Here is a 20,427-nt window from a genome sequence, read left to right on the forward strand (position 1 = left end):
AAGATCATTATGTCAGATTTTCGTTTAGAAGTTTTTTATACTGTAGCCAGGCGTCTCAGTTTTACCAAAGCTGCGGCCAGTCTATTTATTACTCAACCGGCTGTAACCAAACATATTTATGAATTGGAGCAACAATATGATAATAAACTTTTTGAGCGTAACGGCAATAAAATCAAGCTGACCATTGCCGGAGAAATCCTTTTCAGTCACACAGAATCTTTATTTGATATCTACCGGAAAATAGACTTTGATATGAATGCCCTCGTTCATAAAAAGGAAGGGATATTACACATGGGAGCAAGTACTACCGTTTCGCATTATGTGATTGCACCTCTATTGGCAGGCTTCAGGAAAAAGTTTGAAGCTATTCAAATTAATCTGATCAATGGTAATACGGAGCAGATTGAAAAGTCGCTGCTGGATAAAGAAATAGAAATGGGGATCATCGAAGGAAGGTCCAGAAACCCGGAGATCAGTTATACCGAATTCATTAAAGATGAGATTGTGCTGGTTTGCGGTAAAAATCACCCGCTGGCCGGTCGAGCTGAAGTAGGGGCTGAGTTATTAAAATCCAGCTCCTTTGTGATGCGTGAACAAGGTTCGGGCACGCTGGAAGTGATTGATTATTCACTAAAAGAAGTGAACATGAGCATTGCTGATCTAAAGGTGGAAATTCAATTGGGAAGTACAGAAAGCATTAAATCTTACCTCCAATATTCCGATTGCCTGGCCTTTATTTCCATCCATGCGCTAACCAATGAATTACAGAGCGGAACACTTAGAGTTATAGACGTTGAAGGATTGACTATCGCCCGTAATTTCTATTTTATCCATTTACAAGGTAAAACGGATGGTTTAACAGAAGTTTTCCAACGGTACGCCAGGCTATTCTATAACTTAAAGTAATGGCAGATCAAATTTAACAATTTGACTGGCCTTCCTGTTAGTGACACCTTTGTTTAACAAAAAACAAAGATCGTGGAACTCAACCTCACTACCAGAAAAATCATTTTTATCATTGCCGCACTGGTTTGCCTGCTGCCTTTAATGTCTCCTCCTTTAGCCCTTTTGCTCGGATTAATACTCGCGCAGCTCATGGAACATCCTTACCAGCACTTCAATCATAAAGCTACCAATTGGTTGTTAAAAGTATCTGTTATAGGCCTTGGTTTTGGGATGGATGTATTCAGCGCAATGATGGCGGGAAAGGAAGGAATACTGTTTACAATCGTTTCTATCTTCGGTGTATTGACACTCGGATACATACTGGGGAAGATCTTCAAAATTGAACTTAAAACATCATTTCTAATCTCAGCCGGTACTGCCATCTGCGGTGGAAGTGCCATTGCAGCTTTGTCTCCTGTAATGAAAGCCGATGAAAAGGACATATCAGTTTCATTGGGAATTGTGTTCGTCCTGAATTCTGTAGCCCTGTTTCTATTTCCTGCTATAGGACATGCTTTAAACTTATCACAAAGCCAGTTTGGAATGTGGTGCGCCATTGCCATTCATGATACGAGTTCTGTAGTTGGGGCTGCCAGTAAATATGGAAACCAGGCTTTGCAGCTAGCTACCACGGTAAAACTGGCCCGTGCATTATGGATTGTACCTGTAGCTTTTGGCACTGCTTTTCTGTTTAAAAGCGAGAAGGCGAAAGTTCAGGTTCCTTATTTTATAGGCCTGTTTATTTTAGCGATGCTGGCTAATACCTACCTGCCATCCGTACAAAACATTGCCCCTTATGTAGTAAACCTGGCAAAAAAGGGGCTGACTTTAACTTTGTTCCTTATTGGAAGCGGCTTGTCGGTTAAAGTGATCCGGTCAGTGGGCGTGAAACCTTTTCTGCAAGGGGTTATTTTATGGGTAGTGATTTCTTCTGCTTCGCTTTGGGCCATTGTAACGCTGGTTGCTTAAACAAAACAGAATTATATAAAAAGTAAGTCTAATTTTGTAAAGACCAGAGGGGCAAAGGATTTTACCTTTACACTTTGATAATATCAGTTAATCCATGAATTTAGTTAATTATTAGCTATGAAAAAGATCATCTTCATCCTTACCCTGCTTACCACAACTTTCAGTCTGCAAACATTTGCAACAAACAGCGCAGCGTCTCCTCTTTCGGCTCTATTGAACAGTTATTTTGATGTTAAAAATGCACTGGTAAATTCTGATGGTATTGCGGCAGCAGCAAAATCAAAAGAATTGTTAGCTACTATTGAAGCTGTTGATGTGAAAAACCTTTCTACTGATGACGCCAAAGTTTTTCTGCCTTTAAAAGAAAAGCTGAGTGTATCCGCCAAAGCCATTGCTGGAGCAAAAGATATTGCTGCACAAAGAAGTTCTTTCGCAAATCTGTCAACAGATTTTTATGCATTGACTAAAAATGTAAAGATCAGCAGTACGCCTGTTTATTATGCTTATTGTCCAATGACAAAAAACTATTGGCTAAGCAATGATCAGGTGATCAAAAATCCTTATTTCGGAAAACAAATGCTAAGCTGTGGAACAGTTAAAGATACGTTGATCTAAAATGAAGTTCTTCTGGCTGATCCTTTTCTTTTTTACTGTCCAGGGTGTTTATGCCCAGCAAACCGAACGTCCTAAAACCCTGCGGTATGATTTGAATGTGGCGGAAAAGATGGTGGATTACACTCGTAAAATGAGGATGGCTATGGCGATAAACGATTCCATACCCGGGCCTACCTTATATTTCACAGAAGGAGATACAGCAGAGATCTACGTGCATAATAATTTAAAAGAAGAAACTTCTATCCACTGGCACGGTTTAATCCTGCCTAACCAGTATGACGGTGTTTCTTACCTCACCACTCAGCCAATCAGGGCCGGGGAAACACATTTGTTTAAATTCCCTATTGTACAGCATGGTACTTATTGGTACCACTCCCATACTAGTATGCAGGAACAGATGGGCATGTATGGCGCCCTGGTTCTCCGCCCAAGAAATGAACCGGTTCATAAAGAGTATACCATGGTGCTCAGCGACTGGGCGGATATGGATGCTATGGAAATAAACCGTAGTTTGCATAACGCTACCGACTGGTTTGCGATAAAGAAAAATTCTGTACAAAGTTATGCCGAAGCGATTAGACAAGGACATTTTGGTACCAAGCTAAATAGCGAATGGAAACGGATGCCGGCGATGGACGTAAGTGATGTAGCATATGATAAGTTCCTGATCAATGGTAAAACTATCAATGAACAACCTCAGTTTAAAGCCGGGGATAAGGTTAGGCTACGAATTGTAAATGGCGGTGCTTCAACTTATTTCTGGCTAACGTATGGCGGCGGAAAAATGACGGTCGTAGCCAACGATGGGGAAGCTGTACAGCCTGTGGAGGTAGACCGGCTAATTATAGCGGTAGCGGAAACCTATGATGTGATTGTTACCATTCCCGAAAATAAAAATTACGAATTTCGGGCAACAGCAGAAGATCGCACTCAATTTACCACTTTATGGTTAGGTTCAGGAGCCAGAATTAAAGCACCCGCTTTGCCTGCACTTCACTATTTTGAAGGCATGAAAATGATGAACGGCATGATGCAGCTCAATGGAAAGATGAAGGCGATGGAAGGAATGAAAATGACCAACCAGGAAATGGATATGAATGCAGTCATGTACCCGGAGATCACAGGCAGCCCCGATAAAATGGATATGGGAATGAAAATGGACATGGGGAAAGAGAAGGGAATGAAAATGGGGGCTCCAGAAGATATCGTTACTTTGAATTATGGTATGCTGAAAGCAACGCAAAAAACGACACTTCCTCCGGGAAAGTTTAAGCTGCTGCGTTTTAACCTGACCGGAAATATGAACCGTTATGTATGGTCTATCAATAACAAAACGGTATCTGAAGCAGATAAAATACTGATCAAAAAAGGCGAGAATGTAAGGGTAATTTTGACTAATAATACCATGATGCGTCATCCTATGCACCTTCACGGGCATTTTTTTAGGGTGCTGAACGGACAGGGAGAATATTCTCCTTTAAAAAACACCCTGGATATCATGCCAATGGAAACCGATACGATAGAATTTGCTGCAACAGCCAGTGGCAACTGGTTTTTCCACTGCCATATTTTATACCATATGATGAGCGGCATGGGAAGAATCTTTGAGTATGAAAACTCTCCTCCTAATCCGGAAGTGCCTGATCCTGCCTATGCGTTAAAGCAAATTAATAAAGATGATGAACGTTTCCATGCGATGGCCAGTGTAGGATTAGAAAGTAATGGCTCTGATGGACAAGCAGGGATCTCCAACACCCGCTGGAAGATCAATACCCTATGGCATTTGGGTACCAGCAGTACAAAAGGTTATGAAAGTGAAACCATGGTAGGCAGGTATTTGGGTGAAACACAGTGGTTAATGCCCTATGTAGGTTTTGATTATCACTACCGGAAATCTGACGAACAGGAAAATAACCTGTTTGGACAGTCGAGCGATAAAAATAACCGGAAAACATTTATGGTGGGTTTTGCTTATACTTTACCCATGCTTGTTGTAGCAGATGCCCGGATTGATGGAAATGGGAAATACAGGTTCCAGCTGGGAAGGGATGATATACCGGTTTCCAAAAGATTAAGGGCTAATTTTATGGTTAATACCGATAGGGAATATGCCGCAGGACTAAAATATGTACTCACCAAATATATTGCTTTATCAAGTCACTATGATAGCGATATGGGCTGGGGCGGAGGATTAACAATTACTTATTAATACATCAGCTGATCGGAGTTAAAATGTATTAAATATATTTAAAAGCTATTTGCTAGTTAAATATATTTAGTAATATAGCAAAAAAAACTCTCTTGCAGCTACCTTTAAATCATCCTTCTGTCTCTGCCAAAGCATATTGGTCGTCCTTGAAAAAGGGAGATGCCAATGCGCTTGAAAACCTTTATACATTGTATGCTAATAGTTTATACAATTACGGATCGAAGTTTACGCCAGATAAAGACCTCATTAAGGAATGTATACAGGAGTTGTTTGTAAACCTCTGGACCAGGAGAACGTTTATCGGCAATCCGCCGGATGTTAAAAATTATCTCTTTAAATCATTCCGGCTTTCGGTTTTTAAAAAAGCAGCCCTGCTGCAAAAACATCAGGAATATCAGGAAGCAGAAGACTATCCTTTTCACATCACGTTAAGCATAGAAGAAGATATCATTACCGGTGAAAAAAACGAAACACTAAAAAAGCGTATAGAAGCTGCGCTTGAGCAGTTAACAGACCGGCAAAAGGAAGCTGTCTTTCTTAAATTCTATGAAAATCTTTCTTATGATGAAATTGCAGCAATCATGGATATTTCAGTAAAAGCTACCTATAAACTAATGGCGCGTTCATTGGGCTTTTTAAAGGAAAACTTATCTAAAGATGACCTGCTACTATTAATTACTCTATTTTATTTAAAAATATATCATTGATAATCAATTGTTTGAATAATAATATTTAAGGCCGTGGGGTAAAAAAATAGTTTTTCAGCTAATAGGATTGAAAAAGAAATTTATGAATATGCAATCTGCTGATTTTAGTTCCTACACGCTGGAAGATTTTATAGATCATCCCCGCTTTATACTTTGGGTGAGCGCCCCAGATCCTGCACTTGATGCCTTCTGGCAAAAAGTACAGGAAGATTATCCTGAAACTGTGGCTATCATCACAGATGCCCGAAAAATAGTATTATCTCTCCGCTTTCAACAGGAGTATTTAAATTCAGCTGAACAGCAATCCCTGTGGAATGCCATTGCGCAGCAAAGCAAATTGTATGAAAAACCGGTTTTCCGTTTGTCCTTTTGGCTGCGGTCGGCTGCAGCAGTTTTACTGCTTGGGTTATTGGCTATTTCCTTCTTCTTTTACCAGCAATACCAAAAAATTACAGTGGATACCCGATATGGTCAGGTGAAAACTTTAACCTTGCCGGATGGAACCATAGTTACACTGAACGCCAATTCAAAACTGCGATATCCAAAAAACTGGAACAGCGCCAATACCAGGGAAGTATGGATAGAAGGGGAAGCTTTTTTTAAAGTAAACCACCTGCATAAATCAGGAGTGATCAAAGAAGGAGATCATTTTGTAGTCCATGCGCAAAAACTGAAGGTAGAAGTGCTGGGTACGTCATTTAATGTAAACAACAGGCGCGGGCTGGTAAAAGTAGCATTGGCAACAGGCCGCGTTGGGCTTGAAGTTAAAGGACTGCAACGGCCGCTGATTAAACTTCAGCCGGGTGATCTGGCAGAATATCGGGAAAAAGAGGAAACTATTGTGAAGCGAAAAATTTATACGCCCGACTATGTTTCCTGGAAAACTGGCGAACTGCACTTTAACAGTACACCGCTTAGCGAAGTACTGCGTATCATTGAGGATGATTATGGAGATAAAGCAATCTTGAAAGATCCTGCTATAGGTTATAAAAGACTATCAGGTAATTTCTCTGTAAGTTCTGAAGATGCCTTACTGAAAGCAATATCAACTTCTTTGGGTATTTCTATACAAAAAGATCAGGCAGCTCATCAATTGATCATTAACTAATGCGCAGTTCTTTTTTGATGAAATCAATCCCTCAGAGGGTTTGTTTATTGCTGATCTGTATCCTGTTTCATAGTATAGTTTATGGGCAGGCAGTTAAATCTCCCGGTACCTTAATGCCATTGGCCGATGTATTAAAGCAGCTAACAGCACATTATCAGACCAATTTTCTATATGAAGAAGGTAACGTCCGGGATAAAAAAGTAAACTTTAGCAGCGAAACTTTAAAGGATAAAAATATAGAACAGGTGTTAACCGGATTACTTTCTCCATTAGGGCTCAGCTGGTATAAAATAGATACCAAAAACTATTCTATATTTCCAGTCAGGGATAAAAAGCAATCCTTAAAAACAGAAACCGGGCAAGGGATATCAACGGCTGTTGACTCTGCAGGCACAGGAAAAATAACTGGCCGTGTTACAGATCAAAAATTACAGGGGCTGGAGTTTTCAACTATGACTTTGCTGCGTGCTGCAGATTCTGCAGTGCTGAAAAAAGTACTCAGTGATACTTCTGCATCTTACCTTTTTACAGCGGTAAAAGCAGGTGAATATAGAATCAGGGCTTCGAGTATTGGTTACCATGATGCTTTTTCACCGAAATTTATGATGGAGGATGGAGGTAGCTTAACTTTGCCGCCTCTGCTGATAGAAGCACTTTCCAAAACCTTAAACGAGGTAAAGATAAGTGCCAGCAGGGCTGTGGTGGAAACAAAAAGCGACCGATTTATATTTAATGTAGAGAATAGCGCGATGGCTTCCGGAAATTCCATACAGCTGTTAAAGAGTGCTCCCTTTGTAAAAGTTTCTGCCGACAATACGGTTAGTCTGCAAGGGAAAAAAACAATGGTTCTGATCGATAATAAACCAGTTCCTGATGCTTCTTTAGAGAGTATTCTCGAAACATTACCTGCTGGTAATATTGCTAAAATTGAGCTGATCACCCAGCCGTCCGCAAGGTATGATGCTGCCTATGGTGCAGTGATCAACATCATCACGAAAAAAAGCCAGGTGGATGGCTTAACCGGTAATATACGTGCAGAAGGATCATTAGGAGAATATGGCCGGTCCGATATAAATGCTGCTGTCACCTGCAAACATAAAGCGCTAACGGTTTTTGGAACTGGCGGTATCAACAGACAGGATGAATTATTTTCCATCAATACAGAGAAAATTCTTGGCGTTTCAGCCACCCCTGAGATACTTCAAATGAATTTACGCAGACTTGGTCATGATAAATCTTATTATTTTCAGGCTGGCGCAGATGTTGAACTGGGTAAGGATCAAACCATTGGATTACTCGTGAACGACAATGTTTTTAAGCTTAACGGACCATGGACATCCGTCACTTCATTTCACAAACAGGGTTCAGGAATTGATTCTGTTTTGAACACCAATTCCTCTTTTCATGTAAATCAATCTACCTTTACCTATAATGTTAATTATCACCTGCTGGCAGATTCGGGCAAAAATGAATTGACATTCCTGACTTCATTAACGCCGTTCAGACATGTCTTATCCCAGGATTTTCCATCCGTATTGTTGAATTCTTCAGGAGAAACGATCAGAACACCTGCAACTTATCAAACTATAAATACAACGGCTATTAATATTTATATTGCCCAGGTAGATTACCTGCATCAATTCAATCACAGATGGACTATTGAGACCGGATTGAAATATCAGGAAACCTATTCTAAAAATGATGCAGATTACCTGGTCAATAACCAGGGACATTTGGATCGTGATCCGGCTTTTTCCAGTAACAGTAAGTTAGATGAAGCTATATCTGGTGCTTATGGTGTGCTAACCAAGAATTGGGCGTCTGATAAATTGCAGGCCGGCCTGCGTGTAGAAAATACAAAAACCGTTTACACAGGTTATTATTCGCACAATTACCTAAACGCATTTCCTGCATTGTTATATCAGCATACCTTTAATGCCGACTATAATCTTTCCTTTTCTTTCAAACGCACCATCACCAGGGCCCCATATTATGACCTTGTTCCCTATACAGTTTTTAATAATCAATATACAATAGAACAGGGTAATCCTGCGCTAAAACCTGAATATGATAATATTTATACGATCAGCACAAACGTTCATAAATTGAATATTTCTTTTAATTATACAGCTGGTAAAGGAATGTTTGCCATGCTTCCATCAAAAGAAGATTATGTAAATAATGTAACTTATTCTTCCCTGCAGAATTTGAACAATTCATCCGACCTAAACCTCAATCTTTTTTATCCCCTGCAGCTTACCTCATGGTGGGGAACGCAGAATAGCGGAGCTATTTTAGGTCATAATAAGGTAGAAGGGACAATATTAAATGCCTCTTATGCGCTTTCAGGTTTTTATTCTGACTTCAAGTCTGCCCAGATATTTACATTATCAAAAAAAGTCAAACTTCAGCTGGATGCCTATTACTTTACCTCGTATAAACAAAGTCTGTCTAATTATAGTGGTTATAAAAATATCGATGCAGGATTACTAATTGACCTTTTTAATGGAAAAGGGCAGTTAAGATTGAGCGGGAATGAAATTGTATTTAAAAGGAACGACTACCATCAGGATCAATATTTTACCGGTTATACCTCCAGACAGGTTTACAATACGGATAGCAGAAGAGCAAGCATCGGCTTCACGTATAAATTCGGAAAAAGCAATATTAAATCATCAAATAAGAAATTAGGGAATGAAGATGTGATCAAGAGGCTTTAGCCAGTGAAATGTAATTTATCGTTAAAAAAGAGCCATTTGTTTGAAGATAAATTAACCGTCCGGTGTTACGCACTCTAAAACAGGCAGATAATTTTTTTTATTGAAATCTGTTGTTATATTAGTGTGCCAATTATAAAGACTGTGATGAACCCTGTTCAGGTAAATAGGGTATTAGCAACTCAGGGATTAATTCTATAAATGAGACTTCATCTTTATTTTTATATGGGCTTAACACTTATTTCAATTGTATGGATAGTCCTCTTGAAGAGAAAGAACTGCTAAGACGTTTGGCAAATGATGATCGTAAAGCATTCGATGAACTTTATGTTATGTATATGCGTGGTTTATACAACTTCGTTCATTTGTTGTGTAAATCGAAGGATACTACCGAAGAAGTTCTGGAGGATCTTTTTGTTAAGATTTGGAGAGATCGTGAAAAGCTGGAGCAAGTTGTCCATTTCAAAGTCCATATTTATCGTACAGCGCAGCATTTACTGGTAGAAAGGACAACGAGGCTTGAGATGGAAATAAAAGGGGCAGAAAAGATCAGGCTGCTCAGTAAAGGTAGTGATCAGCAAGCCCGCAGGGACTTCATTTGCCAGCAGTTTGAACAATTGACTATAGAAGTAATTAACAGCCTGCCAGAGAATAGAAAAGAGATTTTAACGCTTCGTACTCAGGATAAGCGCTCTCCTGAAGAAATTTCAGATCTCCTGGATATCCCTAAATTTGTTATAAAAAAGCAATTGACTAACGGATTAGTGCTCATCCGTGATTATATCCATCAGCACAATGATGGATTTGCCTGATACCCTCCTCTATATTTAAATAGTAATTATTTTTAGGGGTTTTTATTTTTTAAATTTTTTAAACATCATATTGACGGATGAATTGCCTGATGGCCGATAAACTATTAATGAGTTGCAAAAAGGATTCAGCAGCTGCTGATACTAGTAATGATTAATTTTTGTAAAATATACGATGATGAAAGCTAAAGTAATTTTTATCCACTTACTGATGCTGGCAGTCAGTTTTGCTTTTGCCCAGCAGAAGGATTATCCCATACAGCCGGTGTCTTTTACCAAAGTAAAACTGGATGATACTTTTTGGCTGCCAAGGATAGAAACCAACAGAACAGTTACCATTCCTGCATCTTTTGCAAGGTGTGAAAATACAGGGAGGGTAAAGAACTTTGAAATGGCCGCTGCAAAAAGCGGTAAGTTCTGTACCAAATTCCCCTTTGATGATACTGATATTTATAAAACTATAGAAGGGGCTTCTTATTCTTTGGCTATGCACCCGGATGCAAAATTAGATGGATATGTAGATTCGCTGATCAATAAAATAAAACTGGCACAAGAACCTGATGGTTATTTATATACTGCTCGTACCATTGATCCCCTGCATCCCCATGCCTGGTCGGGCTCCGAGCGCTGGGTAAAAGAAAATGAACTCAGTCATGAATTGTATGATTCGGGGCATCTGTTTGAAGCTGCTGCCGCCCATTATCAGGCTACTGGCAAACGGAACTTCCTTGATATCGCCCTGCGCAACGCAGATTTGCTGGTAGAAACCTTTGGCCCGGGCAAAAGGCATGTGGCTCCGGGACATGAGATCGTAGAAATGGGACTGGTTCGTTTATACAGGATCACCGGAAAACAGGATTACCTAAGCCTGGCCAAGTTTTTTATTGATGAACGCGGTAAGCGTACCTATGATAAAAACAATAAGGATGTATGGAAAAATGGTAAGTACTGGCAGGATGATGAGCCGGTTACTACACAGGAACAGGCAGAGGGACATGCGGTAAGAGCTATGTACCTCTATAGTGGCATGGCCGATGTAGCCGCTTTAACCGGTGATAAAGATTATATTGATGCCATTGATAAGATATGGGACAATATGGTGGGCAAGAAAATCTATGTGCAGGGAGGAATAGGCGCGGTTCCCGATGGTGAACGTTTTGGCGAGAACTACGATCTGCCCAATGCTACCGCCTACAACGAAACCTGCGCTGCAATAGGCAATGTTTTCTGGAACCAGCGGATGTTTTTACTGCATGGAGATTCAAAATATATTGATGTCATGGAAAAGGTTTTATATAATGGACTCATCTCGGGTGTTGGCCTGGATGGTAAATCTTTTTTTTATACCAATGCCCTGCAAATCACAAAAGGGTTTACCCATCCGGCACTGGAACCCAACCGTTCCGGATGGTTTGAATGCTCCTGCTGTCCAACTAATATAGCCCGCTTTCTACCTTCACTTCCGGGTTATATGTATGCACAGAAAGGAAATGATACTTATGTGAATTTGTATATCAGCGGAACTGCCGAACTTAAAATTGAAGAGCAGCCGGTGACTATCGTTCAGCAAAATAACTATCCATGGAGCGGCCTGCTGAGTTTTGTGGTATCGCCAAAAGAAGAACAGCAGTTTACCCTGCGTTTCCGCATCCCCGGATGGGCAGAAAATAAAGCAATGCCAACTGATATTTACAACTTTGCACAGCCTGTTTCTTCGGTTGTTACTCTCAAAATTAATGGAAGTCCTGTAAAATATGAAATACAAAACGGATATGCTGTCATTTCACGCAGCTGGAAAGCAGACGACCTGGTTCAGTTAAATATACCTATGCCAGTACGTAAAGTAATTGCCAATAACCAGATCAAAGATGATCAGGGTAAAGTAGCTTTGCAGCGCGGGCCGTTGATGTATTGCGCAGAATGGACAGATAACCGGGCAAAAATAAACAGCCTGACTGTTCCTTTAACTACCAGTTTTAAACCACTTTTTGATTCAGATCTTTTAAATGGGGTCATTAAATTAAAAGGCGGCGGATTTACAGCCATTCCTTATTATGCCTGGGCTAACCGGGGCAAAGGAGAAATGACAGTCTGGTTCCCTTCTGCAAAATAAAACTCCATACGCTTTTAACAGCTGGAATTAATTTGGGTACTAATTTGAAGATAAATCCCCACAGAATCATTGATTACAGTATATATTGTATCCTCTTCCATAGATCCAGCAGCAGAAACAGGGCTAAGGTCTATGAAAATGTATCTAATTATCTGATCAAACCGATGAACTCAGAGCAGCTAAAAGAAATACTACGTGAACATCAAAATGATTAATTTACATTCCGTATAATAGGCAGCCTAATGAATCAATTTTTCAGCTTTTAATATTGTCCTGGTTTTTTTTATAAAGCTTATAGAAATATCTGTATAGTCCATAATTTGCTGGTCTGAAAAACCATGTTTAATAATTAGACTACGAATTACATCTTCTTTAGCTTCCTTTTTTCCTTCTATTTTACCCTTCTTTTTTCCTTTAAAATATCCGGTTATTTCAGCGTCCTCATATATCGCATCTGCAATTGTATACATATCTTTAGTGTTTTTATTGGTTAATATATTAACTTTTAGTTCAAATTTAGCGGTTGTTTCTGAATATTCAAAATTTATGTAATAAAAAAGAAAATCCATTATTGCGTTTTGCTTATGAACAGGTAATTTACGTTCCAATAGCAGTTTAACCATTTCGATTTTATGTGTCAGTAACCGCTCATCAAATTCAAGGTTATTCTTACAGCTTTTTTTTAGCAGGACTGATTTTGCAATTAAGAGGATTAATGCAAACGGGCTAGGATGATTAATCAGATCGTCAATATGCTGACTGGCAATTTTACAGGTGTTAAACTGATAGTTCATTACAGTTCCCATATAATCAATTCGGAAAGTGTTTTCACGATCAATTTCATTTGGTTCTGTAAAGATAGCACAGGCAATTATTGGCAATTTATATTTAGCATACAGTCTGTTGAAATAACTGTACATCCTTTCACTAAAATCTTTGTTATATTTTTCCTGTACTTCCAGATGCACCAATAGTTGTTTTCCATCTTTGGTATGCAGCTTTACTAGTTTGTCTAATATTTTCTGTTCATACTTCCCATTTTCAATCGGGATTACTGAGTTAAGTTCTTTATTCAAAAATTCGAAACCTTTGGTCAGATCAACGGACTGAACTAAACCGGGGTTAATAAAAGGCAGGAAATCTTCGAATAGCTGTTCCAGTGCGCCTTTCAATATATGTCTTTTTGTTTTGCCATATGCTAACGTACTTCCAAAATTTCGAATAGTGGTAATTTATTTCTTATATTTATAATCAACAGGTTAAATTCACCCGAAATAAATCTCATATTATGTGGTTCAAAAAAACGGCCTTAATGATCATAATTGTCTGTACCTGTATGCCTTTTTTGGCTTACAGCCAGGATCCGATAACTGTTCAGGTAGATCTAAGTGTATCTAAAGCACCAATGAAACCCATATGGGCATGGTTTGGTTATGATGAACCTAACTATACCTACATGAAGGATGGTAAAAAACTGCTGACAGAGATTTCGAAGTTGAGTAAAGTGCCTGTATATGTACGTGTGCACAGTTTGCTGGTAACCGGAGATGGAACTGCCGCTTTAAAATGGGGTTCTACCAATGCCTATACCGAAGACGCAAAGGGCAATCCTGTCTATAACTGGACTATTATCGATAAAATATTTGATACCTTCATTGCCCGGGGCATGAAACCAATTGCACAGATCGGCTTTATGCCCGAAGCGCTTTCTGTTAAACCCAAACCTTACCGTCATCACTGGACGCCGGCTTCCAATTACAACGATATTTATACCGGATGGGCTTATCCGCCAAAGGATTATCAAAAATGGGAGGAACTCGTTTACCAATGGGTAAAACATTCCGTTGCCAGATATGGACAGAAGGAAGTTGAAAGCTGGTACTGGGAAGTATGGAATGAACCCAATATCGGGTACTGGAAAGGAACCACTGAAGAATATATTAAACTTTACGACTATTCCGCTGCGGCTGTAAAACGTGCTTTGCCAACGGCCAGAATAGGAGGGCCGGAAGTAACCGGGCCTTCATCGGCACAGTCGGCCGTATTCCTTAAAACCTTTCTGAATCACGTAACCGGAGGAAAAAACTATGTTAACGGAGGGATTGGATCACCCATCGATTTTATCACTTATCATGCTAAAGGATCCCCAAAATTGGTAGATGGGCATGTACAGATGAACATGGGCACCCAGCTCAGGGATATCGACAGCGGATTTCAGATCGTGGCTTCGTATCCGGTGCTGAAGAAACTTCCTATCATTATCGGGGAGTCTGATCCGGAAGGATGTGCCGCCTGTTCTGAAGATTTTAATCCTCAGAATGCTTATCGTAATGGCACCATGTATTCAAGTTATACCGCGGCGGTATTTGCCCGTAAATATGAACTGTCAGAAGCACGCGGGGTAAACCTGGCAGGAGCAGTTACCTGGGCATTTGAATATGAAGACCAGGCCTGGTTTCGCGGTTTCCGCGACCTGGCGACTAATGGAGTGGATAAACCTGTACTTAATGTATTCAGAATGTTTGGCATGATGGCCGGAAACCGTGTTGAAGTGATACAAAACCTGGCTTATGATTACAAAAAAGTAAGGGATGAAAGTGTACGCGGTGCTGCGGATATCAACGCTCTGGCAGCTAAAAGTATCAAATCTGCAAGTATTATGGTATGGAATTATCATGATGACATGACCCCGGCTCCGGATGCCACAGTAAATGTAGCTATAAAGGGACTGCCCGCAAACAAAGTATTATTGCACCATTACCGTATTGATGGTAAGCATAGCAATTCCTATACGGTTTGGAAAAGTATGGGGTCTCCGAAACAACCGTCCGCACAGCAGATCCTGATCCTACAGCAGGCGGGTCAGCTACAACAGCTTAATGCCCCCCAATGGGTTAGTCCAAAAAATGGAACAGCCCTTATAAAGATGCAGCTTCCGCGACAGGGAGTTTCATTACTTCAGTTTACCTGGTAATCATTGAAAGAATGTCTTTCGTGTTTGAAATGTCCAATCATTAAGCAAAATAGTCCAAAATTATAAGCTCTGCCTGCGCTAACTTTGATGTGTTATTAGGTATAACTATTAAAAGAATTAACAAACACACCGTTATCCACTGGCAGGTGAAGCTGAGATCTGGTTATTTTAGCCGATCATCATATAATAGACTTTTTACTCAATCAGCATTTGAGCTTTGGTCTGCCAGTTTATTTTATTGGTTTGAGGATATCCATCAATGACGTCCAATCATGCCACTGTTAGCGGAATTATCTCTGAACAAACTACCAATATTTTACAATTAAAAAAAGCCTGCTTTTACTGCTGAGTTACAGAACTGGATGGCGAAGAAAGCTGCCGGTTATGGCTTTGTATAATCAGCGTTTTCTAAATTCGCCTGGCGTAATCCCAAGGTGTTTTCTAAATAACCGGGAAAAGTATGCCGGATCTGAAAAATTAAGCAGGTAAGCTATTTCTGACATCGAGTAGGAGGTAAAGATCAGTAATTTTTTTGCTTCCAGAATGGCATGTTCCTGCAAGATCCATGAGCATGATTTTCCGGTAACCGTATGGCAAACGCGGTTTAAATGAACGGCTGTAATATTCAATTCTGCAGCATAATCCGGAATAGTTCTGGTAAAGGGCGGATGGTTCTTGAAACTCTTTTTAAAATTCTGGTAGTAATTTTCATTTAATCCCTGCTGGGCAATTGCCGAGCGATTGTTATCTAAAAGGCGGTACAGTTTAAGGAATAAAAAGCTCAGTTGTGTTTTTAAAGCCAACTCTCTTTCTTCAAAATCACCAAACAGTTCTTTATCAATTTCTAAGCTGATATCCATCAAATGATCAAAAGATATTTCCTGATCAAATTCACTGATGAATTGTATCTTTTTTAGGTTCAGCATTAACCCTGCGGCCAATTGGAGCAGCTGTTCTAAATACATGTCTTCGAGGGTGATCACGCGTCCTATAACCAGAGGGTCATAAATAAATCCATGTACATTGCCGGGAGGAATGATCATTATTCCCGGTGCGATCAGTTCATAAGATCCCTGTGTCATCTCTACTTTGACTGATCCGCTTTCAATAAAAAAGATCTGTAACAGGTGTTGATGTACATGTGGGCTGATCTGCCAGTTAAACAGACTGCTGCGGTCCCTGATCGATTCGCTGCGTATATACGAAGGAGATAAAACAGATACATCTTCCTTGTATAAGCCGTCGTAATTTTGAAATTGCTTTTTCATTAGGATATATTTGTTTTTGGGTCGTATCTATTGTTGTTTATCTCAGGATTGTCTTCGCGGTTTTAATTCATTGTATACGCTTCATAGTATAAATAACGCCATTAGCGTATAAATACTATATAAATATAAGATAATGATTTGAATGTTTTTAATATCCGGGCTTCCGGATGTTTTGTGCTATTTAGTTGATTATAAAATGTTCAAATAAGCTGGGATGCGTTTATTAGCTATATATTCAATTGACCTGAAAAGGTTGTTAAACAACGCGTATCACGGAAAATAAGCATTTAAAAACCGGATATACATCAGTGAGGTTACCACTAAACCCTGGTCGTTGGAAGAAGACGTGGCCGGTTACAAGCGTAATCATCCGGGGACTGGCACTGCGTAGCAGGAAGATGTTCTACAGGCAACTGCAGGTACCGGTTTAGCTTAAAAGACAAATGCATTGGAAGCTAGCTGATTGACTTTCCAAACGGGGAAAATGCAAGGTTCATCAATTTAAAATGCTGTCTTCCAAAGGGAATACCTATGATGGTCAGGCATAAAAGGATACCAAAAAACAGATGTGTCAGCGCTATCCAGAAACCGCCGCAAAGTAGCCAGATGATATTCATGATGGTAGACAAACAACCGGTGTTGGAAGAAGTATCTGTAATTCTAACCCCAAAAGGAGCGAGGCCTACAAAGGCAAATTTAAAACATTGTAACCCGAATGGGATACCCACGATGGTAAGGCATAAAATTAGACCGCCTATCATGTATTCAAAAAAGATAATTAATCCCCCGAAAATTATCCATAATATATTGCCTATAAAATTCATTCTGTTAGTTTTAATTAAGATAAAAATTAACCGGATTAGTTACAGCGGTAACATTTAAATTTTTATAATTTGCATCCGAATGCAGATACAGTTATTATAATCCCTTAAAAAATCATGAGTATATCCCACAATACATATTTTGAAGGCAACGTTCAAAGCCTTGGTTTAGACACCTCAGAAGGTAAGGCTACGTTAGGCGTGATGAAAAAAGGAGCCTATACATTTTCGACCTCTTCACCTGAAAAAATGAAAGTCCTGTCGGGCAGCCTGGAAGCGAAATTAGATGACAGCGGTTTTCAAACCTACAATGAACAAGAAGAATTTACTGTAGCCGCAGGTGTTTCATTTGATGTGAAATGCGGCACAGATGTAGCTTATATTTGTTATTATGGATAAGTTACAGCCAAAAGTTCGGGCTTCAAGCCTGGATTTTTTAAAATTGTTAAGAGAGAACAATAACCGGGAGTGGTTCAATGAACACAAAGATGAATTTTTAGAACAACAGAAGCTTATTGAAACTTTTGCTGATGGATTACTGACTGAATTGAATGTTCATGATTCGATTGAAACGCCTTCAGGCAAAAAAAGCCTGCACCGGATTTATAAGGATACGAGGTTCTCTAAAGAAAAGATACCTTATAAAACCAATTGGAGCGGTAGTTTTACACGGGCTACGAAAAAACGCAGGGGCGGATATTATTTTCATATTGAACCCGGGAATACCTTTATTGGAGGTGGGTTCCAGGCACCTGATGCACAGGATTTGAAAAGAATACGGGAAGATATTAGTGCTGACCCAATCCCGCTCAGAAATATACTGGCCAGCAAATCATTCACAGAAACATTTGGTATACTGAAGGGAGAACAGCTGAAGACCACACCCAAGGGTTTTGATGCCAGTGATGAGGCGATAGACTTACTGCGTTTTAAACAATTCAGACTGGTAAAGAAATTTACAGATCAGGAGGTTTTGGCGCCTTCTTTTGTGAAAGAAGCTGGCCTGGTGTTTAAAAATATGCGTCCGTTTTTTGATTATATGAGCGAAGTTTTAACCACAGATATTAACGGGCTTGATCTTTAAGTGATCAAAAATTCATCAGCTTATTAATTATAGTTGATGCCTTAAGCAACACATCTTCATTTTGGGTATCCCTGCTGCAATTTTAGATGAATGATTGATTTTGATAAAAACCGGATTGATTTGCGTAAACTGTATAAATGGGATAACAGCTATTTTTGTTTTATAATACTATAACTTATGATCGTCAAACTAATTAGCGGAGTTCTGATTTTATTTACAGTTTACATGGGCATTACACATGGGTGGAAGGGCTTAACTATAAAACCCGGCGATACAGGCCCTGAAGCGATCTTTTCAAGAAAATAGACCTGAGTCCGGCTACTCTAAAAATAGTTGCTGTATTGAGTATTTTAAGCAGTGTTCTCATTCTGGCTCCTCAAACATTTCTTGCCGGAAACCTGATCAATGCGGCGGTTATCCTATTTCTGATAGTTATGTTTTTGAATGTCAGGGAAATTAAACCTGCCCTGATCGAAATTCCATTCTTGATGATCCCTTTGATATTAATCTACTTGAAGCACCCGTTCGCCGTAAAATAAGCAAGCTTCTACGGGAGTCAAAAAGAAGACCTAATGAAAAACTATGAACTATCTTGTTCGTAACTTTTCATTAGGTCTATACAGTGAATACTTTTTTATTAAGGCTGCCCGCCGCCTCCGGCAGCACCATAAACCTGTCCGGTTGCGTAACTGCCGTCATTTGCAGCCAGCTGAACATAAATCGAAGCGAGTTCTACGGGTTGTCCTGGTCTGCCCAGCGGGGTCATACCGCCAAAGTTTTTTAATTTTTCCTGAGTTGCCCCACCAGTAACCTGTAATGCTGTCCATATAGGTCCCGGTGCTACGCCGTTAACGCGAATACCTTTTGGGCCTAACTGTTTTGCCAGTGACTTCACATAATTCATTGTGGCGGCTTTAGTCTGCGCATAATCATACAGGTCTGGTGATGGATCATAGGCCTGTTCGGATGTAGTTCCAATGATGGCCGATCCTGGCTGCAAATGTGGCAACGCAGCTTTAATGATCCAGAAAGGAGCATAGATATTGGTTTTCATAGTCCAGTCAAACTGTTCAGTGGATATATCCAGAATGGAAACATGGCTTTGCTGCCTTCCTGCGTTGCTCACTACGATATCAAGCCCGCCAAGGCTTTTTACTGCTTCTGCTACCAGTTTCTGGCAAAAAGCTTCTTCACGCAGGTCGCCGGGAATACCAATCGCTTTTACGCCTTCTGCTTTCATCAGTGCAATCACCTCACGTGCATCCGGTTCTTCTGCTGGTAAATAATTAATCACCACATCCGCACCTTCACGTGCATAAGCGATGGCGGCAGCACGTCCCATTCCCGAATCACCGCCTGTAATAAGTGCTTTTCTGCCCTTTAAGCGGCCTGATCCTTTATAACTAGTTTCACCATGGTCGGGTACGGGGTTCATCTTGCTGGTTAAACCCGGCCAGGGCTGAGTCTGACCATTAAACGGAGGTCTTGGATATTTTGTAGTTGGATCTGTCAATTTCTCCGGTGCAAACGATAGCGGTTTTGGCGATCCTTCTGCTGATAAAACTGGTGCCATAGCCACTGCGGCCAGGCCGAGTCCTAATCCGCCAATCACTTTGCGGCGGCTGATTTTATTTTCATTGTTCATAATATATGCTCCTCATAGATGTTGGAGCAATAACTAAACAACCTGTAATAAGTTTTGAAAAAATAGATTATTGGAAATCCTGAAGTTCTTCCGGTTGTATTTTGCGTTCGGGTCTGTAGCCAATCAATGCCAGATTGATTTCATCCTGTGTGCTTGGATTAATCAACCGTGAACAATAGTTATTTCCGCTTTCATGGCAAAAGCTGATTACTACCCGCTCAATGGGGAAATCAATTTCAGGCAATGACCCTAATACATCGTATAATCCCTCGAAGGCACTTTTAATGTCTTCTTCTTCCGGCAGGATGAATAAGATTTCTTCTCTTTTTGGCGTAAAGTAGGTGAGTGTACGCCAGTTCCGTTCATGATAATAAGCTTTGAGGTTCAACAGGAGTTGTGCTTTGTACGGGTGTTTCATTATTTCTTGGTTGATTTCGCTAATA

17 protein-coding genes are annotated in these 20,427 nt (G+C 40.0%); 12 read left to right on the forward strand and 5 right to left on the reverse strand.

What is annotated here, in order from left to right; translation table 11 throughout:
• The first annotated feature begins 9 nt into the window (after positions 1–9).
• From GSQ84_RS04925 to GSQ84_RS04965, 9 genes are all read left to right on the forward strand, one after another.
• Positions 10–906, forward strand: coding sequence for a LysR family transcriptional regulator (locus GSQ84_RS04925; RefSeq protein ID WP_158796156.1), 897 nt, complete (start codon positions 10–12; stop codon positions 904–906).
• A 72-nt stretch (positions 907–978) separates the two neighbouring features.
• Positions 979–1,914, forward strand: coding sequence for a YeiH family protein (locus GSQ84_RS04930; protein WP_371416350.1), 936 nt, complete (start codon positions 979–981; stop codon positions 1,912–1,914).
• A 117-nt stretch (positions 1,915–2,031) separates the two neighbouring features.
• Entirely contained in the window at positions 2,032–2,529 is a 498-nt protein-coding gene (locus tag GSQ84_RS04935) for a DUF3347 domain-containing protein (protein WP_158796157.1), read from the forward strand.
• A gap of 1 nt (position 2,530) precedes the next feature.
• The gene (locus tag GSQ84_RS04940; RefSeq protein WP_158796158.1) at positions 2,531–4,738 is read left to right on the forward strand and encodes a multicopper oxidase domain-containing protein; all 2,208 of its coding nucleotides are present in this window, start codon (positions 2,531–2,533) and stop codon (positions 4,736–4,738) included.
• 92 nt (positions 4,739–4,830) lie between these two features.
• Entirely contained in the window at positions 4,831–5,445 is a 615-nt protein-coding gene (locus tag GSQ84_RS04945) for an RNA polymerase sigma factor (protein WP_158796159.1), read from the forward strand.
• Positions 5,446–5,527: 82 nt separating this feature from the next.
• The gene (locus GSQ84_RS04950) at positions 5,528–6,553 is read left to right on the forward strand and encodes a FecR family protein (protein WP_158796160.1); all 1,026 of its coding nucleotides are present in this window, start codon (positions 5,528–5,530) and stop codon (positions 6,551–6,553) included.
• A 17-nt stretch (positions 6,554–6,570) separates the two neighbouring features.
• On the forward strand, positions 6,571–9,273 hold the full coding sequence (locus tag GSQ84_RS04955) for an outer membrane beta-barrel protein (RefSeq protein ID WP_216848872.1): 2,703 nt from the start codon (positions 6,571–6,573) through the stop codon (positions 9,271–9,273).
• A 248-nt stretch (positions 9,274–9,521) separates the two neighbouring features.
• Positions 9,522–10,082, forward strand: coding sequence for an RNA polymerase sigma factor (locus tag GSQ84_RS04960; protein ID WP_158796162.1), 561 nt, complete (start codon positions 9,522–9,524; stop codon positions 10,080–10,082).
• A gap of 172 nt (positions 10,083–10,254) precedes the next feature.
• Positions 10,255–12,192, forward strand: a complete 1,938-nt coding sequence (locus tag GSQ84_RS04965; RefSeq protein ID WP_216848873.1) for a glycoside hydrolase family 127 protein — start codon at positions 10,255–10,257, stop codon at positions 12,190–12,192.
• Between the two features lie 239 nt (positions 12,193–12,431).
• On the opposite strand, the gene GSQ84_RS04970 is transcribed toward GSQ84_RS04965, so the two are convergent.
• Positions 12,432–13,268 (reverse strand): hypothetical protein, encoded by an 837-nt coding sequence (locus tag GSQ84_RS04970; RefSeq protein WP_158796164.1) that lies wholly within the window; start codon positions 13,266–13,268, stop codon positions 12,432–12,434.
• Between the two features lie 236 nt (positions 13,269–13,504).
• Here GSQ84_RS04970 and GSQ84_RS04975 point away from each other — a divergent pair, with 236 nt between their 5' ends.
• The gene (locus GSQ84_RS04975; RefSeq protein WP_254070785.1) at positions 13,505–15,166 is read left to right on the forward strand and encodes a beta-xylosidase; all 1,662 of its coding nucleotides are present in this window, start codon (positions 13,505–13,507) and stop codon (positions 15,164–15,166) included.
• Between the two features lie 398 nt (positions 15,167–15,564).
• Here the strand turns inward: GSQ84_RS04975 and GSQ84_RS04980 are convergent, their stop codons facing one another.
• Both GSQ84_RS04980 and GSQ84_RS04985 read right to left on the reverse strand, forming a co-directional pair.
• A complete protein-coding gene (locus tag GSQ84_RS04980; protein WP_158796166.1) occupies positions 15,565–16,434 on the reverse strand; it encodes a helix-turn-helix domain-containing protein in 870 nt (289 codons plus the stop codon).
• A 455-nt stretch (positions 16,435–16,889) separates the two neighbouring features.
• Positions 16,890–17,258 carry a YccF domain-containing protein gene (locus tag GSQ84_RS04985; protein ID WP_158796167.1) on the reverse strand — a complete coding sequence of 123 codons (369 nt, stop codon included), beginning with the start codon at positions 17,256–17,258 and terminating at the stop codon, positions 16,890–16,892.
• Between the two features lie 114 nt (positions 17,259–17,372).
• On the opposite strand from GSQ84_RS04985, the gene GSQ84_RS04990 reads away from it, so the two are divergent.
• Both GSQ84_RS04990 and GSQ84_RS04995 read left to right on the forward strand, forming a co-directional pair.
• The gene (locus GSQ84_RS04990; RefSeq protein ID WP_158796168.1) at positions 17,373–17,654 is read left to right on the forward strand and encodes a pyrimidine/purine nucleoside phosphorylase; all 282 of its coding nucleotides are present in this window, start codon (positions 17,373–17,375) and stop codon (positions 17,652–17,654) included.
• Positions 17,647–18,339, forward strand: coding sequence for a DUF2461 domain-containing protein (locus GSQ84_RS04995; RefSeq protein ID WP_158796169.1), 693 nt, complete (start codon positions 17,647–17,649; stop codon positions 18,337–18,339). Before GSQ84_RS04990 ends, GSQ84_RS04995 begins: the two co-directional genes overlap by 8 nt.
• A gap of 637 nt (positions 18,340–18,976) precedes the next feature.
• Here the strand turns inward: GSQ84_RS04995 and GSQ84_RS05000 are convergent.
• Together GSQ84_RS05000 and GSQ84_RS05005 are read right to left on the reverse strand one after the other, a co-directional pair.
• Positions 18,977–19,984: an SDR family oxidoreductase gene (locus GSQ84_RS05000; protein ID WP_158796170.1), complete on the reverse strand. Its 1,008-nt coding sequence runs from the start codon at positions 19,982–19,984 to the stop codon at positions 18,977–18,979.
• Between the two features lie 67 nt (positions 19,985–20,051).
• A complete protein-coding gene (locus GSQ84_RS05005) occupies positions 20,052–20,402 on the reverse strand; it encodes a hypothetical protein (RefSeq protein WP_158796171.1) in 351 nt (116 codons plus the stop codon).
• Positions 20,403–20,427 lie beyond the last annotated feature (25 nt).

This window comes from Pedobacter sp. L105 (genome assembly GCF_009765875.1).
Classification (GTDB): domain Bacteria; phylum Bacteroidota; class Bacteroidia; order Sphingobacteriales; family Sphingobacteriaceae; genus Pedobacter.